We start from the raw sequence: 16,396 nt of genomic DNA, 5'->3' as shown, positions 1-16,396 counted from the left end.
TATCTAGCAACACTGTGTTTTAGACATTGTTTATTAAGGAAAATAAATCAATATATAATATTCATAAAATGCGATAAAAACATGGTGATTTATGAGTTGATCCTAATGTTCCAATCCTCAATTACTGATTTAATTCATTGATCTTTAATGAAAAATAACGGGCCAAATAGCCCGTTTTTATTTTACTTCAAATAATACCGGCTGACTTGCCGAGCTTTCAGCCAGTGATTAACCTTATCATATTCAGCTTGCATCTCACGGCTCCGCGCTTTTAGCGGTGTGAGATTGAGATACATCTGGAACGTTGATTGTTGCTTGTTTCGCAATTTAGGATCAGCGCCTGACTTCAACAATATCAGCACCAGTTCCGGCGAATTAATTTTGGCTGCAATATGTAACGGAGTATCTCCAATCCGATTAGCCTGATTGGGATTAGCACCGGCGGCCAACAGTAATTCAATCTGCATTCTTCTTCCTACCTGAACCGCAACATGTAAAGGCGTTGCTAAGGTTATGGGATGTATAATATTCACATCCGGCACAACTGATAATAAAGATTTAAGATAATCAGGGTTGTTGATTTTTGCAGCCGTATGTAAAGCACTTTCTTGTTGCAATCCAGGTTGAGTAGGATCAGCCCCCTCTTTCAGCAAATTATTAACATCATCCATTCGCTGATTGAATATAGCCCATTGTAACGGAGTTATATTTTCTTCACTCCGCTGACAATCCAGTTCCAATTCAGGCTCAATTACTTCGCCAATTTTCATCGCGCCTCTCTTTAATTATGCGGAAACATTCAGCTCCGGTTCATCAAGCATGACTAGAGATTCTTTTTGCTGTTCATCATTTGAAGATGACCAAGGTTTGTATATTGTTAATAATTCCAACATCTTTTTAAGAGAATGTGCTTTGAATCCACGTATCAGATTATGAGGAAACCCTTGATCTGATTCTCCTGAATTATCATTATATTTCAGTAAGATTTTATGTCCTATCGGCTGAGATACAGGTAGTTTCTGTTGTAATACATCAAGCAAATCATGTTCCACAACATAATGACGTACCAATCCATTTTCAGCGATAGCCCTACCCTCTTGGGGTGAAAGACCCAAATTTTTCATCATATTGTCAGAAACACCGGCTGAATTAAATATTACCGCAGGCTTTCCAATTGATAATGCGGCTGTCGCGGCTAATCCGCCTCCCAAAGAGTGCCCGGTAAATAATAAGTTTTCGCCAAATGCCACTCTGGCGGCACGAGCTAAGTCAATGGCTTGATGATATTGAGCTTCATCAAATCCAAAACCTTGTCGTAAATTAGTTAATATATCCTTCAAATCATTAGTGCCCACAAAAGCAACTATATAGAGATCATCATTCCGATAAATACCGGCCTGAAAGCCTGTTGTTTCATCCCTTAAATTTGCCGGTTCTATTCCTGCCTTTAATAATTCATCATCAGAAAGACGAACATAATCACCTATTCCCATAGTGGTGCGTATGTAGACATCATCAGAAATTAAGGTCAACATATAATCAATTTCATGAGATTGCTTACCCCTAATTTGTTCAGACTTAATTCCTGTGATTGACTTTAAATTAATGTTAATACTCTGCTCATTAATTAATGATTGATAGACTCTATTACTTTGTTTAGTTGTTTCCGAGAGGGAAAAAACTTCTGTGGTCGCTTTTTCAATATTCTGGTCTGGAACAGAAGGCGGTGTAACAAGTTGAAGATTATTTAAAATGGGAAAACTTGAATCGACTGATAGATTCATTTCAATTGATAAACTCATAAAATTCCCCTAAGGATAGCTGAAAATAATCGACGATTTAATTAGTACAACTAATCTATCGGCAGGGAATGTCATTGAGTTAAATAAATGTTTAAATTATGTTAACAAAATTACTCAACTGCGACTCTTCTCTCTGATAACAGAGAAATTTCTACCTATTATTTGTCAATAAATAGCCAGAAAAGAGTCAAAGTGAACTGACTACTTACAACAAATCTGTTTTGGCTTTATACGATATTCAAACGATCCAGCTTATCCTTAACCACAATCTGGCCCTTCACGGTATTGAATACCCGTAATCACTTCTATCTATACATTCGCACAATAAACTAAATTATCAATGAGTTATCTTAGTTATTTAGTCAAAGCAATATGCCTCATTCCTATATATCTACACAAATGAGGATACTCATTGATTCAGAACAGTTAATTTCATATAGTTACTATAAAACATATTGCTACCTTATGTTTTAAATAAGTTTCTATAGCTAACCACAAAGCAATTCTTTGGATAAACTTTCAAAAATACTTTACAACATTGAAATAGTTATCAAGAATTTAGTTTTAGTGTGCATCAAAGGTTTTCCTCTGATTTTGTAATCGGTAAGCTAACATCCATTTGGTAATCTATAAAAAGGATTTACTATGTCCGCACCTCTCACATGGCACGACGTAATCGGTAACGAGAAAAAACAACCCTATTTTCTCGACACACTGACCTATGTCGCAAAAGAACGTCAGGCAGGTAAAACCATTTATCCGCCACAACAGGATGTATTTAATGCATTCCGCTACACCGAGTTGGCTGATATTAAGGTGGTGATACTTGGGCAAGACCCTTACCACGGCCCCAATCAGGCACATGGCCTCTCTTTTTCTGTACAACCGGGTATTCCCGCGCCACCTTCGTTGGTGAATATGTACAAAGAGCTGACATCCGATATACCTGACTTCCAGCATCCAAATCACGGTTGCCTAGTCAGTTGGGCTAAACAAGGGGTGTTACTACTCAATACCGTACTTACCGTAGAACGTGGTAATGCACACTCCCACGCGAATCTGGGGTGGGAAACTTTCACTGATAAAGTCATTGCCGCTATCAATGAGCACCGTTCAGGCGTCGTTTTTCTGCTTTGGGGTTCCCATGCTCAGAAAAAAGGCTACTTTATTGATGCTAATAAACACCACGTTCTCAAAGCACCCCATCCATCTCCACTATCTGCCCACCGAGGGTTCTTTGGCTGCAAACATTTTTCAAAGGCCAATGCATTACTAGAAAAACAAGGCATCGCGCCAATTAACTGGACACCTGAGTTGCCACAATAAAAAAATGCCGCCCCTGTTGGAGCGGCATTGATACTTATTACTAAACTAAAACCACTACTAAACTAAAATTACTTCGATACGGCTACCATTGCCGGGCGCAACAAACGGCCGTTTAAGGTATACCCTTTCTGCATGACCATCATGACATGATTTGGTTCATGCTGATCGGATTCCATCATGGTCATGGCCTGATGAATTTCAGGATTAAAAGGAACATTTGTGTCGCCAACAACTTCAATACCAAATTTACCCACAGCCCCAAGGAAAGACTTCAACGTCAGCTCGATGCCTTCAATCATAGGCGCTATTTCGGTATTAGTGCGATCTGCGGCCTCCAAAGCGCGCTCAAGATTGTCAATCACTGGTAACAGTTCATTGGCAAATCTTTCTAACGCAAACTTATGGGCTTTTTCTACATCTTGCTCAGTACGACGACGGATATTTTCAACTTCAGCCTTAGCACGCAAAATGGCATCACGTTCACGCTGTTGCGCCTGCTTGAGCTGTTCTTCCAGCTCTGCGACACGCGGATCAACAACGCTTTCAGTCTCTGATGCTTCTGCTTTATCCGCACTGTTTTGCTGTTCAGATACAACTTCCATATCTTCCGAGACTTGCTCGTCAGGCATTTTTTGTTCTTTACTACTCATGAATATCTCCGCGTATTTGGCATTAATCTCGCTACTTAGCCTATTATGGGGATCTAAACTGGGGATTCAAGGGAACCCGCCGTATTGTGAGGATAAAACCTCTTGCTAGAAGGAAATTACAACGATGAATAAAAAATTCAAATGCATAGGTATTGTTGGTCACCCTCGCCACCCAGAAGCACTTGCTACTCATGAGATGCTTTATCATTGGTTAAAATCCAAAGGTTACTCTGTCATTATTGATCGTCAAGTTGCCAAAGACATTGGTTTAAAAGATGCACGAACTGGCGGTTTGACCGAAATTGGTCAACAAGCTGATTTAGCTGTCGTTGTTGGTGGTGACGGCAATATGTTGGGCGCCGCCCGGGTCCTTTCCCGTTATGATATTAAAGTCATTGGCATTAACCGAGGCAATCTGGGTTTTCTGACAGACTTAGATCCTGATAATGCCCTACAGCAACTTTCTGAAGTATTAGATGGCGAATATCGGAACGAACATCGTTTCCTGCTAGAAGCCCAAGTCAGAAGAAACGGCCAAAAACCCCGTATCAGTACCGCAATCAACGAAATCGTACTCCACCCGGGGAAAGTAGCACATATGATTGAATTCGAAGTCTATATCGATGAACGTTTTGCCTTTTCCCAACGTTCTGACGGACTCATTATCGCAACACCAACGGGTTCCACAGCTTACTCGCTTTCCGCAGGTGGGCCGATTCTGACACCTAACCTAAACGCTATCGTCCTAGTACCGATGTTTCCACATACATTGTCTTCCCGGCCACTGGTTATTAGTAGCGAAAGCAATATAAGATTGAAATTTTCCCAAAATAGCAATGATTATGAAGTCAGTTGCGATAGCCAAATCGTTCTACCTATACAGGATGGAGAAGATGTGATTATTAGCCGCAGCGAACAGAAGCTCAATCTCATTCATCCTAAAGACTATAATTATTTCAATACATTAAGTACAAAACTAAGCTGGTCTAAAAAAATGTTCTAAAAAATTAGTTTTCACCACTTTACTGTATAAAAAACCAGTTTATACTGTATGAAGATACAGAGGTGTTTTTATACACAGGAGAAGTGTGATGCTCACCCAGTTAACCATTAGCAATTTTGCCATTGTTCGGGAGCTTGAAATTGACTTCCAGCCAGGTATGACAGCCATCACAGGTGAAACTGGCGCAGGTAAATCCATCGCAATTGATGCATTAGGTTTATGTCTGGGTAATCGTGGTGAAGCCAATATGGTGCGTAGCGGGGCTTCTCGTGCTGATATTTGCGCCCGGTTTTCTCTTTCTGATACGCCTTCTGCTCGTCAATGGTTAGAAGGACACCAACTTGATGACAGCAATGAATGCTTACTACGCCGCACAATAACGTCAGATGGCCGTTCCAGAGGCTTTATCAATGGCACTGCCGTACCGCTTTCCCAATTACGTGAACTAGGTACCCATCTTATTCAAATTCATGGTCAACACGCTCACCAATTACTATTGAATAATGGTCACCAAAAACGTCTGCTTGATACTTACGCTAATCAATCCAATCTACAAAATGAAATGAAACAGGCATATCAGCAATGGCACCAAAGTTGTCAGGATCTTGCTCGATTCCAACAACAGGCGCTTGAGCGCCAATCTCGTCAGCAGTTGCTGGAATATCACTTAAAAGAACTTAATGAGTTGGCACCGCAACCAGGTGAATATCAGGAACAAGATAATGAATATAAACGGCTAGCAAACCGAGGTCAGTTACTCTCTGTCAGCCAAACCGCACTCCAGCTACTCAGTGATAACGATGAACAAAATATTATCAGCCTACTGAATTACGCTAAACACGAGCTGGCAGAACTCATCACTATGGATGATAAATTCAACCAGTTACTCACTATGCTGGAAGAAGCATCCATTCAAATTAATGAAGTCAGCGATGAACTCCGCCACTACGGTGATCAACTGGATATGGACCCAAATCGTCTCTTTGAACTGGAACAAAAAATTTCACAACAAATTAGGGTGGCCCGTAAACATCACGTTGTCCCAGAAGAGCTTCCTTCGCTACATCAACAATTATTGGAAGAGCAGCAATCACTGGCGCAACAAGAAGATGACTGTACCCACCTTAGTGAACAGGTTAATAAACATCATAAGCAGGCATTGGAAGTCGCAGAAAGATTGCACCGAGTTCGCCAGCAATATGCCAAAGAATTAAGTGAGCTCATTACTCGCAGCATGCATCAACTCGCTATGCCTCATGGCCGCTTTACTATCGATGTCTCTTTTGCACCTGAACATCTGAATGCTGATGGTTCAGATAAAGTTGAATTTAATGTCACCACTAACCCTGGTCAGCCACACCAATCTCTGGCAAAAGTCGCTTCCGGTGGTGAGCTTTCCCGTATTGCGCTGGCAATTCAGGTTATAACAGCTAAGAAAATGGAAACATCCGCCTTGATTTTCGATGAAGTGGATGTCGGTATCAGCGGCCCGACAGCCGCAATCGTCGGCCGTCTGTTACGCGAATTAGGCGAATCTACACAGGTTATGTGCGTCACTCACCTGCCCCAAGTAGCCGGTTGTGGACACCAACATTTTTATGTCAGTAAACAGACTGACGGTGAAGAAACTGAAACTCAAATGCAATTGCTGGATAAAAAAGCCAGATTACAAGAGCTGGCGCGGCTTCTCGCAGGCAGTGAAGTGACAAAAAATACCCTGGCGAATGCCAAAGAGCTGTTAGCAGCATAATTTGACACAACTTTTGCGTATATTTAAGGTCATAGTAAAGCTTGTATACCCTATGGATTTCAAGATGCATCACGACGGCAAGGGAACTAATCCCCGGAAGCATAGGTAACTATGTGACCGGGGTGAGTGAGCGCAGCCAACAAAGAGGCAACTTGAAAGATAACGGGTATAAAGGTTTTCAATCTCGTCAAGGTTTATTATTATCAACACCCTGACTCCTAAAGGAATGTAATTACCATGCGCTGTAAAATGTTGACTGCCGCTGCTGTATCATTTGTCATGCTGACCGCGGGTTGCTCTACGTTGGAACGGGCTGTTTACCGCCCTGACATTAATCAGGGGAACTACCTAACACCGACTAGTGTATCAAAAATTCACAAGGGAATGACCCAGCAACAGGTAGCTTACACATTAGGAACACCAATGTTACAAGACCCGTTTGGAACTCAAACGTGGTTTTATGTATTTCGTCAGCAACCTGGGCACGAAAAAGTGACTCAGCAAACTCTGACACTGACATTTGACAGTAATGGTGTACTGACTGACATTAAAAACGAAAATTCACTTACCGAAGATCTTCAATAACCAAAGAAATATAGACAGTCAGTCAAAAAAATAGATGACTGACTGTCTATAATAATCATTGAGCATTATTTTTAGCCCGTTCAGCACGCTTACGACGCATTTCTTTTGGATCAGCCAATAATGGGCGGTAAATTTCCACCCTATCACCCTCTTCCAAAATATCCGTCAACTTAACAGGACGGCTATAAACTCCAATCTTATTCTTTTGCAGATCAATATCATTACGCAAAGTCAGCAAACCTGATGCAACTATTGCCTGCTCAACAGTTGCGCCTTGAGCCAATTTCACCGTACGCAGATATTGGCGATCAGGCAATGCATACACAACTTCGACATTGATATCAGACACGATAAACCTCGCGTGCACGCAGAGTAAAAGCCTGCACCATACTCCCGGCCAATTCCTTAAAAATCTTACCGAAAGCCAATTCAATCAGCTTATTAGTGAATTCGAAATCAAGTTGTAACTCAACTTTACAGGCATCTTCACTCAGAGGGATGAACCGCCAACCTCCCATTAACTTACGAAAAGGCCCGTCGACCAGTTGCATATTAATGCTTTGGTTATCGGCCAGAATATTCCGGGTAACAAAAGTCTTACTTATACCCGCTTTCGAAACATCGACTGATGCAGTCATTTCGTTATTGCTAACACTCAGTACCCGACTGCCGACACACCCCGGCAAAAAATCCGGGTAAGAACCGATATCATTGACCAATTTGTACATTTGTTCCACGCTGTATGGTACTAACGCAGAGCGACTAATCTGTGGCATATAATTTCCTGTAAGGCTTAATTGTAGCGAATAATATCACCTATACGTGATCAAAGAAAAAAAAGAAAAATCTGTCAGCGTATAATGCAATAAACACTCATTAATCAGCAAATATGTGCGGGAAAAGATTTCTTTCACCAAAGCATTCAGTATAATGCATACACTATGACAAAGAAAAAAGCACACAAACCCGGTTCGGCAACCATTGCCATGAATAGACGAGCTCGTCACGAATACTTCATTGAAGAAGAATTTGAAGCGGGTCTCTCGTTACAAGGATGGGAAGTCAAATCACTGCGCGCTGGTAAAGCCAACATCAGCGACAGTTACGTTTTGCTCAAAGATGGAGACGCTTATCTTTTTGGCGCCACCATCACCCCGTTAAATGTAGCTTCTTCCCATGTCGTCTGTGATCCAATGCGTTCACGCAAACTCTTACTTAATCAGCGCGAACTTGACTCATTATATGGTCGAGTCAATCGTGATGGTTATACCGTTGTTGCCTTATCTCTTTATTGGAAAAACGCCTGGTGCAAAATCAAGATTGGTGTAGCAAAAGGCAAAAAGGCGCACGACAAACGTTCGGACATTAAAGAACGTGAATGGAAATTAGACAAAGCGCGTATTATGAAGAATGCTGGGCGATAAATTCTGGCATTATAGTTTAGTATTCTGATATACTTGCTTTTAAGACACTTGGGGCTGATTCTGGATTCGACGGGATTCGCGAAACCCAAGGTGCATGCCGAGGGGCGGTTGGCCTCGTAAAAAGCCGCAAAAAAATAGTCGCAAACGACGAAAAATACGCACTGGCAGCTTAATAACCTGCGCAGAGCCCTCTCTCCCTAGCCTCCGCTCTTAGGACGGGGATCAAGAGAGGTCAAACCCAAAAGAGATCGCGTGGATGCCTTGCCTGGGGTTGAAGCGTTAAATCTAATCAGGCTAGTTTGTGAGTGGCGTGTCTGTCCGCAGCTGGCAAGCGAATGTAAAGATTAGACTAAGCATGTAGTACCAAGGATGTAGGAATTTCGGACGCGGGTTCAACTCCCGCCAGCTCCACCAAATAAATCAAGGGGTTACACTAAAGTGTAGCCCTTTTTGTTTGTCCAATGTCCACTTTACGTCCATCTATTTTATTTTTATGGGCATCAATGGACACTACCTGCACCGCCGCATTCCTTCTAGTTCATCACTGAAACTACTTAAGATGCTTGAACGTAACCCTTCGCTTATTAATGAATTAAGCTCACTTTAATACTTTCACTTTCTCCTTGTCATAATGCAAAAGGAGAAAATAATTTCAGTTCTGTATATCCAGTAAAACCGGCCTTATCTAATTTCTATGATAAAGCACCGCTTTCCTCCGTGATTTTATTTTCCACGCAAAATATAATTTTTCCTTTAATATCATTGCATTGAAATTTTATCCGTGATCACCTTTTGATCCAAAAACTGAAATTTCCTGAAAATCTTTTCAATCATTTCAGTTTACGGCTTCTCTCGCTCCGCTAGTGTTGTCGCAGTCTGGCTGTTTGCCTTGTAGGATTTTAAAACTGAAAAATTTTTTTGATCCAAAACGTGCAGGCGGGTGCGGTGTAGTGCCGTTTTCGCCATAAGTTCACTTATTTCGTCATAAGCGCAGCGAAACAAACCGTCACTAAGGTATTTATTTGATTCTTGAGTCAGATAATACAATCGGTTAAAGCAGTGTTGTCATTGGCAAAATCCAGTGACCAAGGTTTTGCAGCCTTGCGTTCATGGACGCTGGTAAGAAGTTTTTACCAGTGCGCCTGCTATCGCCCCTCTATGGCGGTTCAGGCAGGGGAGGTTAACACCTCGCCGGAAATGAACGCCGGTCTGCAAACCCTGTTTGAATCGCCACCACCAAAGAGGTAAGCAGGAATATGAAAAAAGACTGGCATACCGCCGATATTATCGCTGCGATACGCAAGAAGAATAAAACGCTGGCATCATTATCCAGAGAGCACGGCTTAAGCTCTTCAACATTAGCAAATGCTTTAACGCGTCCCTAGCCTAAAGGGGAATTACTGATTGCTCAGGAAATTGGTGTCACCCCTGCTGAGATATGGCCCAGCCGGTATTTTGACGAAAATAAGCAGCCTATCAAACGAATCATCCGAAATGATTTACCAAACAATTCTGATATCACATAAGTTATTTCTATATCCGAAAAAGTAACGACAACCTTTAAACCACTAAGCTAATATAACACGCTGAATTATCAGTTTTTTATTACACTCACTGCCCATTCTTTTAATATCAGAATTGTATTCATAGCTCTATGAAGATGTAAAACAGCCCGCATATTTTGCGGGCGAGATAATTAATCAATAATGTGTTTCAGACCATCAGAACACGACCCCGTCGCGTTGATTGATACCGCATTTAAAAAGGCGTCCCAATGTGATTATGTGTATGACTCGCGGTAAACTACACTAATCTGTTGGCTATCCTCCCATACTACTGGAGCAATAACCACTTGAACACGGGTTCAAGTCCAGTCGGGATTACCAAATTTAAGCTGTTAGATTAGTATATTGGGCCACCTAAACAAGAGTGGCTTGCTTGATCAAAGGCGGTAAATGTTAAAGGCCACCGGGAGGTTCCCCCGATGGCCTTAGCTACGTTTCCGTTATCTATTTCAGAAATGCACGGATCAGCTCTAAAAGCGCGATTAACGCTTTAAGAACGATGATAGCAGTGTCAATAAATGCTTTCACCCGGTTTGCTCCTGTTAGGAGCACGACTTAACCAGCCATTGCCTTTACGCTGCCTGTCCGGCTGGCTTCCATCAAGTCAGTTAAGGAATATCGCGCTCTGACCGAGGCACTGAAGCAGCACCACCTGTTCTTCAGCCAGGACTTACGAAAACTTGCGTCAGAGATACACAGGCCAGAACGCTACCCAAAACTAACAGCCGTTGATTATAGGTTTATTTTCAGATGATTCAATCAATTAAAATGATGAGTAGATAAAAATAAAAAACCAACTGGTGAGGTTGGTTTTTTACTTTTACCCTTGGATAGGGCGGTTTGTCTTTGCGCTATACGAGATTGGTAGCCTCGGTTCCAGCGCGACATTCTCCTGCTAACACAATCAGTCTACACCTTAAAAAAGGTGTTATCAACCTATGCCATAGCGTAAAAAACCTCACATAAATGGAATGATATTCACCCAATCACAGGAGAATACTTCTGTTTCAGCTCATCCGATTTATAAGCCGTGTTCCTTATCGCGCTGGCGTTCTCCGGCGTGCCTGTGTTGTGGTGCGTATGCGCGGCAGCCAGTTCTGCCAGTGCCTTAACCACATCCAGCGTCTCTAACATCAATTGCATAACGTTGATTTGCTGGCTGCCCACCCAAACCACGGGCGCGACGATTTCTTGCCTGGCTCCGGCGATGCTCTGCTTAAGCAGGCCAATTTTCTCTATCAGCTTTTGCCCGACTTCAACATTGGCCTCTTTCCCTACACTGGCAACGAAATTTGATGAGGTCGCCATACTATAGTCACCGTCTGCGATTTGCTGGACAGCGCCCGCCAATAGCATAGACGTGCCCAAAACCGTGGTTTTATCCGTGGCCTGTATCGTGGTTTCCCGTGCGACTATGGTACGTGTTTCCGTGTCTGCCCTGACTTCACGGTGCATGGACGATTCATGAATGGTCTGGTCAGTCTGACGAATCCAGTGCCCTTCCTGAGTCACCCTCTGCGAGACTTCCGCCCGCTGCTGCAATTGCTCGCCTGGCTTGATATCGGGCAAAGTATTGCCCTGGCTTAATGTCTGCCGGATAAAGGGCTTATCCGGCCTGCCTCAAAGGCGATTTCAACTACCGTTCCAACTGGCGGATATTGAAACATACCGGATTCACTGCCCGCCATCGGCAAAGGCAGCGGTACAGCGTGGTAAACAGGAGCGGCAGCATCGTTACCATCATCAGCCAATAATTGCACATCAACCGCATAGCGTGGCCGGAATGGATCGGAAATATCACCGCTAGCCGTGCTTTCGGTGTGTGCCTCAATGCGGGCAAATTTGGGTAAATGCAGCCCTGCCGATAATTCGGGGTAGGCGGCATCAATCTGACGCTGCATTGGCGTTCTGGTCTGCGACTGACCGGTCAGTTTGTTGACGGCTTCCCATGTAATGACCATGTTTGCATTGCTCAGATTGACTTTGTTCAGCCGGTACTGGTTGATCACCACGCCAGGGCGCAACGATGGGATCATGGGAATGGTCATCGCATTGCCTGCGGACTGGCGCTGGCTAAATTCATTGGGGATCTCTACCGGTTTCCCCGCAAACATCGAATGCGCCCCGCTGCCCACATAAACCGAACCATCCGGCAACTGATGCCAGAGATAATCCTCAATCGAAAAAACCCGCCCAAGATTAGCCAGCAACTGATAGCCGGTACCATGATGGGTAAAATGCGGGATGGGTGTCTCTGTATAAGGGGCATCCGGCAATGTGAAGGTCAGTCCACTGTGCTCCTGCAACCAGTCCACAATCTGGCTCAGTGTTGGATGCTGAAATGAACACGGCCATAATCGGTCAAACACGCCGACCAGCTCACGCACAAACAAACGCTGATAACCGTTTTGGGCTGGCTGTGAGCGTGCCACATAGCCCGTAAACCAGCGTAATACCAAATCCGTGTAACCCACGTCCAGCCGCACCAGTTTTCCGGTGTAATCGGATGTCGTTTCCGCCGTGATAAAGCCACGTCCACAGGATGCCAGTTCCAGCATAATATTGGCGTCAACCAGGTGAATTTCATCACCGGAAAGATAGAGCCGGTTAATCGGTGTCATTATTTAGCGGGGCCTATTTTGTCATTAATCGGTTTCAATACTTTGCTTTCAAACCTGCTTAATTTTTCCGGCGCTTCTTTTGCTGCGGCTGCCCCCTGACCTGTTTGCTTTCTGGCCTGAATATTATCGGCAGCACGGGCATCACGTTTCTCAGCAACAGATAAATGTTCACGTAAAGTAAATGTGACCTGCCATGCCTGTTTACCGTCGATCTTACTGGCATCAATGGTATGGGTGAATGTCCCGATGCGAAAGTTGATAGCACCTGCGGTCAGGTTAGCGACACGATAACGTTTCAGATTTCCCTTATCTTTGGCCTCCGCCAGTGCAAACAGGCGTGACAGCGTTTTTTGCTCAGTAAACGGAATGATCCCCGTAACACGTAACTCCTTGGGCTTAATGCCTTGCTCCGCTACGACGGTACTGGATGACTGGCCGCTTTGGTCTGTGTCCTGAAACATCACCGATGGGGTTACGGTCAGACTTTTTAATGGTATAGCCTCGCCATCAAGGGCCAGTGTGATAATTTGGCTCATTGTGTAGCATCCTTTCTAATGCGCGAATATCGTCCCCGGCAAATAATGTCGCCAGCGTGTAAACGGCGTCCTGTTCAGGGATATCCTGACGCAGTTTTTCGGCCAATAATGCGCCATTCCCTTTCCCTGAGAATGCCCAGACACGGGCCGATTTGTTCCTGACGCCATTCAGAGCGACTGTAACTTGTTGTAAGGCGTTCTGTCTTACCGTGGTGAAGTTTGTTAATTGTGATTTCAATTCCGCAATGCTGATGCCGGCGCTAACCTGTGTTTTAGCCTGCTCAATCAATTGTGCATTCACGGCCATGCGGCTGGCTGATGTTGAAAATGGTTGCAACGGAGGCAAACCGCTGCCCGGTTTCCCAGGCAATTGCATTTTAGTACTCGCCAGACGTTCCGCTGTCTTTGCCATACGGGTAACCTGAGAAAATACCGGCAACGGCAGCACCGCTGAAAATTGGGTTAAATGCTGGATAAATTCATTCTGCGTCTTCGCGCAGATCATGAGTACCACGGCGCTCATGTTTCCCGTTCCCCGGATTTTATTTGCCAGATAATTGATGGCGTTTGCCGGACTCAGGTAGTGACCGCTGTCCGCTTTCTGCCCGATACCGTATACGAACGGATGAACGGACAACATCGAGCAATGCATCCCCGTCATATTCGGGGAGATGCGCATCAATTTCCGTTGCCAATTCATCACGCAGGTTACTCAGGCCAGTTGATATCGGGGGCAGTTGAAAGATCTACTCTGTTCACCCGCACACGATATTTTTTCCATTCCACGAGCGCTGATTTTTCGGCATCCGTGGCGATATCCAGATCAATGGCATCCTGTAAAGGTTTAATTGCCGCATCGGCCTGCTGCTGTAGAGCGATTTTTTGCTGTTCAGCCTGTTCAATTTGATGAGATTTTAGGGCTGATTTATCTGTGACCCATTGCTTATTCTCCCACTTATCAAAGGGGGTTTGGGGTGATTGCAGGGTGAGATTATCTGGCAACACGCCGATAGCGGTAATATTGATCGGCTGGCCTGTATCGGTTGCATACGCCGTTTTACCCCGATAGTCAGGCACATGTCGCCAGGATTTTTCATCTACACGACGGCAAATCGCAACGTCATGCGTGTCAGGTAATTCGGGCGCGTCCAGATATGCATTAGCCGCAACAGAAAATCCCCGTGGCACCAAATCCATATCGGCCCCAATATATTCCCGTGTTTCAGGATGACAACGATAAACCGCAACCCATCCGCTAACAATGGCTAACCCATCCTCATCAAACTGGGCTATTTGAATATCTGCACTATATTTAGTCATTACTTTACCCTCGTAATATAAATCACTGATTTGTTGACAGGTCGGTTTTCATTTGCGGTCGGGACCACTCTCGACGCGTCAAATGTCCATGAAATCACCCCACCACCGGCACCGGCTGCCCGACCACCAGCCTTATACTGATAACTGAATGCACCAGAGGCGTTGCTCCCGCTCTCAATAGTGGGCTTACCTAATGATCCCGTGATATTTCTGATAGCATCCCCTTGAACACTCCCTAGCGAACGACCCGAATCTAAACCACGTCCTCTATCCAGACCACGCTTAAATAATCCTCTGTCATCGGGTAATTTCAGGTCGGGAAAAATTTTGGCGAGTTCAGGGTAATCTGCCGCACGGAATGCGCGTCCCTCATTGGGTTCATATCCGGCGGGTATCGGCGCAGCCGAATGCCATTCGATAGTGGCGCCAATAGGGACACCAACCGTAATTTTTTGCTCTACAGCACCGTTAGCATTGAGAAATCTGGTGTGCAACTGTGCATCGGCATCAATCCAAATTTGCCCCGTATCACCCCCTACACCAATACTCACCCCTTTGGCCCATCCATTTTCCCGACCACAAGAAAATGGCCCTGAATAATGCCTGCCGGGTAGCTCAGTCATATAGGTAGTCTGGTGATAGGCACCAACATCACCCGCCATCAAACTGATATCAGACGATAGCGATTTCCCGTTAATTCTCCTGTCATTCGGTACAGCATTCATTGCCCGTTCGACGGTTTCCACTAAGCCGATGTTTTTGACAAATTCATTTTTATTGGGAATATCTGCGCCGTTCTGGTTTTTAGCCAAGCGACTATCGGCGTTTTCACTAACAACGGTTAATGCTGCATGAGTGGCATAGTCCCCTTTCGGCTGTTTCCCATGCAGGCCGCTTTCCAATGCCTGCTGAGTCACATATTCCCGTTTCACGCTATCAATCTCTTGATGAATGGCGGAAATATCACGGTCATTTAATGACCCCTTAATGCGCAAATCCATCACATCACCGTGACCATCAACCCCCGCAACCGCAAAGACATAATGCGGATACCCTGCCGCATCGATGTAGTTTTTAAGATCATTGACGGCGACGATATGAACGACGGTTTTCCACTGATTCACCAAATTGCCTTGATAGCTAAAATCCGCATAAACGCGGGTATCGCGCAGGCGGTTAAGTGTTTGGTCAAACGCCAACTCACCCCGCAACCCGCCGATATAAGCCAGCCCCTTTTTGATCGTGTACCGGTCATCACGACGAACCACGGAAAACCCATCACCGAAAAAAGCCGCCTCACCGTAACTGTCAGTATTCATCAGGCGCTGCATTTCATCGATGCCAGATAAACGGGCGGTAAAATCAATCTGCCAGGTTTCCGCCGTCGTCGTAATAGCGGTCTCTTTGGCTGCCCCTTCAAACTCCAGTAAAAAAGAGCGAGTCAGTACATTTCCCTGTAGTCCGTTCGCGGTCTTAATTTTTTTCTGCGTTGGGGCATGGGTAATCATGCCAATAATGCCAGAAGCCTTATTTATCAGGCCAATCCAGTTAAAATCAAAATGACCGACTTCCGTTCCCAATGTGACACTGTAGGCTACCGCATTTTCGCTAGCTAACCCTGTTTTGTTCACAGCCTGGCGATGCACAATATAACTTTCTGCGGGTAATTTCTCATCGCGATTAATGGCAAGAGCGGGATCTAAATCCGGCACATAAGCAAAAACAAACTCATCCAAAACCACGAGCTTTCCCGCCGCGGCCTGCTGCGCTTTCCATTTTTCAAAGTCTACTGTAATTACTGATGCCATATTATT

At 44.4% G+C, this 16,396-nt stretch carries 16 protein-coding genes, 1 other RNA gene and 2 pseudogenes; 8 read left to right on the top strand and 11 right to left on the bottom strand.

Annotated features, from left to right (window positions below):
• Positions 1–182: 182 nt before the first annotated feature.
• Together EAE93_RS05995 and EAE93_RS05990 are read right to left on the bottom strand one after the other, a co-directional pair.
• Positions 183–770 carry an ankyrin repeat domain-containing protein gene (locus EAE93_RS05995; RefSeq protein WP_040149395.1) on the bottom strand — a complete coding sequence of 196 codons (588 nt, stop codon included), beginning with the start codon at positions 768–770 and terminating at the stop codon, positions 183–185.
• A 15-nt stretch (positions 771–785) separates the two neighbouring features.
• Entirely contained in the window at positions 786–1,802 is a 1,017-nt protein-coding gene (locus EAE93_RS05990; protein WP_040149394.1) for a phospholipase, read from the bottom strand.
• A 645-nt stretch (positions 1,803–2,447) separates the two neighbouring features.
• Here EAE93_RS05990 and ung point away from each other — a divergent pair.
• Complete coding sequence (ung, locus tag EAE93_RS05985) at positions 2,448–3,128, top strand: uracil-DNA glycosylase (protein ID WP_036810497.1); 681 nt, start codon at positions 2,448–2,450, stop codon at positions 3,126–3,128.
• A 68-nt stretch (positions 3,129–3,196) separates the two neighbouring features.
• Here the strand turns inward: ung and grpE are convergent, their stop codons facing one another.
• Positions 3,197–3,778 (bottom strand): nucleotide exchange factor GrpE, encoded by a 582-nt coding sequence (gene grpE / locus EAE93_RS05980; RefSeq protein ID WP_036810500.1) that lies wholly within the window; start codon positions 3,776–3,778, stop codon positions 3,197–3,199.
• A 124-nt stretch (positions 3,779–3,902) separates the two neighbouring features.
• On the opposite strand from grpE, the gene nadK reads away from it, so the two are divergent.
• The 3 genes from nadK to bamE all read left to right on the top strand — a co-directional run bounded on the left by nadK (position 3,903) and on the right by bamE (position 7,116).
• Positions 3,903–4,781 carry an NAD(+) kinase gene (nadK, locus tag EAE93_RS05975; protein ID WP_036810503.1) on the top strand — a complete coding sequence of 293 codons (879 nt, stop codon included), beginning with the start codon at positions 3,903–3,905 and terminating at the stop codon, positions 4,779–4,781.
• Between the two features lie 88 nt (positions 4,782–4,869).
• On the top strand, positions 4,870–6,531 hold the full coding sequence (recN, locus tag EAE93_RS05970; RefSeq protein ID WP_110087063.1) for a DNA repair protein RecN: 1,662 nt from the start codon (positions 4,870–4,872) through the stop codon (positions 6,529–6,531).
• Positions 6,532–6,768: 237 nt separating this feature from the next.
• Positions 6,769–7,116 (top strand): outer membrane protein assembly factor BamE, encoded by a 348-nt coding sequence (bamE, locus tag EAE93_RS05965; RefSeq protein WP_011147559.1) that lies wholly within the window; start codon positions 6,769–6,771, stop codon positions 7,114–7,116.
• Positions 7,117–7,171: 55 nt separating this feature from the next.
• Here the strand turns inward: bamE and EAE93_RS05960 are convergent, their stop codons facing one another.
• A complete protein-coding gene (locus tag EAE93_RS05960; RefSeq protein WP_036810509.1) occupies positions 7,172–7,465 on the bottom strand; it encodes an RnfH family protein in 294 nt (97 codons plus the stop codon).
• A complete protein-coding gene (locus tag EAE93_RS05955) occupies positions 7,458–7,892 on the bottom strand; it encodes a type II toxin-antitoxin system RatA family toxin (protein ID WP_036810511.1) in 435 nt (144 codons plus the stop codon). The genes EAE93_RS05960 and EAE93_RS05955 overlap by 8 nt, the downstream gene beginning before the upstream one ends.
• A gap of 165 nt (positions 7,893–8,057) precedes the next feature.
• Here EAE93_RS05955 and smpB point away from each other — a divergent pair, with 165 nt between their 5' ends.
• From smpB to EAE93_RS05935, 4 genes and pseudogenes are all read left to right on the top strand, one after another.
• On the top strand, positions 8,058–8,540 hold the full coding sequence (smpB, locus tag EAE93_RS05950) for an SsrA-binding protein SmpB (protein ID WP_040149389.1): 483 nt from the start codon (positions 8,058–8,060) through the stop codon (positions 8,538–8,540).
• 50 nt (positions 8,541–8,590) lie between these two features.
• Positions 8,591–8,954, top strand: a transfer-messenger RNA (tmRNA) gene (ssrA, locus tag EAE93_RS05945).
• Between the two features lie 615 nt (positions 8,955–9,569).
• Positions 9,570–9,788, top strand: coding sequence for a hypothetical protein (locus tag EAE93_RS05940; protein WP_146255145.1), 219 nt, complete (start codon positions 9,570–9,572; stop codon positions 9,786–9,788).
• An 8-nt stretch (positions 9,789–9,796) separates the two neighbouring features.
• Positions 9,797–10,066 (top strand): annotated as a pseudogene (locus EAE93_RS05935) (helix-turn-helix domain-containing protein).
• 483 nt (positions 10,067–10,549) lie between these two features.
• Here EAE93_RS05935 and dinQ read toward each other — a convergent pair.
• From dinQ to EAE93_RS05910, 6 genes and pseudogenes are all read right to left on the bottom strand, one after another.
• Positions 10,550–10,621: a damage-inducible type I toxin DinQ gene (dinQ, locus tag EAE93_RS25510; RefSeq protein WP_369293964.1), complete on the bottom strand. Its 72-nt coding sequence runs from the start codon at positions 10,619–10,621 to the stop codon at positions 10,550–10,552.
• 462 nt (positions 10,622–11,083) lie between these two features.
• Positions 11,084–12,726, bottom strand: a pseudogene (locus EAE93_RS05930) (hypothetical protein).
• Positions 12,726–13,262 (bottom strand): baseplate complex protein, encoded by a 537-nt coding sequence (locus tag EAE93_RS05925; RefSeq protein ID WP_036810516.1) that lies wholly within the window; start codon positions 13,260–13,262, stop codon positions 12,726–12,728. The pseudogene EAE93_RS05930 and the gene EAE93_RS05925 overlap by 1 nt, the downstream one beginning before the upstream one ends.
• The gene (locus EAE93_RS05920; RefSeq protein WP_036810519.1) at positions 13,234–13,962 is read right to left on the bottom strand and encodes a hypothetical protein; all 729 of its coding nucleotides are present in this window, start codon (positions 13,960–13,962) and stop codon (positions 13,234–13,236) included. Before EAE93_RS05920 ends, EAE93_RS05925 begins: the two co-directional genes overlap by 29 nt.
• Before the next feature lie 8 nt (positions 13,963–13,970).
• The gene (locus tag EAE93_RS05915) at positions 13,971–14,582 is read right to left on the bottom strand and encodes a tail fiber assembly protein (RefSeq protein ID WP_036810522.1); all 612 of its coding nucleotides are present in this window, start codon (positions 14,580–14,582) and stop codon (positions 13,971–13,973) included.
• The gene (locus EAE93_RS05910; protein ID WP_052105805.1) at positions 14,582–16,390 is read right to left on the bottom strand and encodes a phage tail-collar fiber domain-containing protein; all 1,809 of its coding nucleotides are present in this window, start codon (positions 16,388–16,390) and stop codon (positions 14,582–14,584) included. Before EAE93_RS05910 ends, EAE93_RS05915 begins: the two co-directional genes overlap by 1 nt.
• Between the last annotated feature and the right edge of the window lie 6 nt (positions 16,391–16,396).

It is taken from the genome of Photorhabdus akhurstii (genome assembly GCF_018448925.1).
Lineage (GTDB): Bacteria > Pseudomonadota > Gammaproteobacteria > Enterobacterales > Enterobacteriaceae > Photorhabdus > Photorhabdus akhurstii.
The sequence above is the reverse complement of the archived record's forward strand: the minus strand, read 5'-3'. Positions and strand labels throughout refer to the sequence as shown.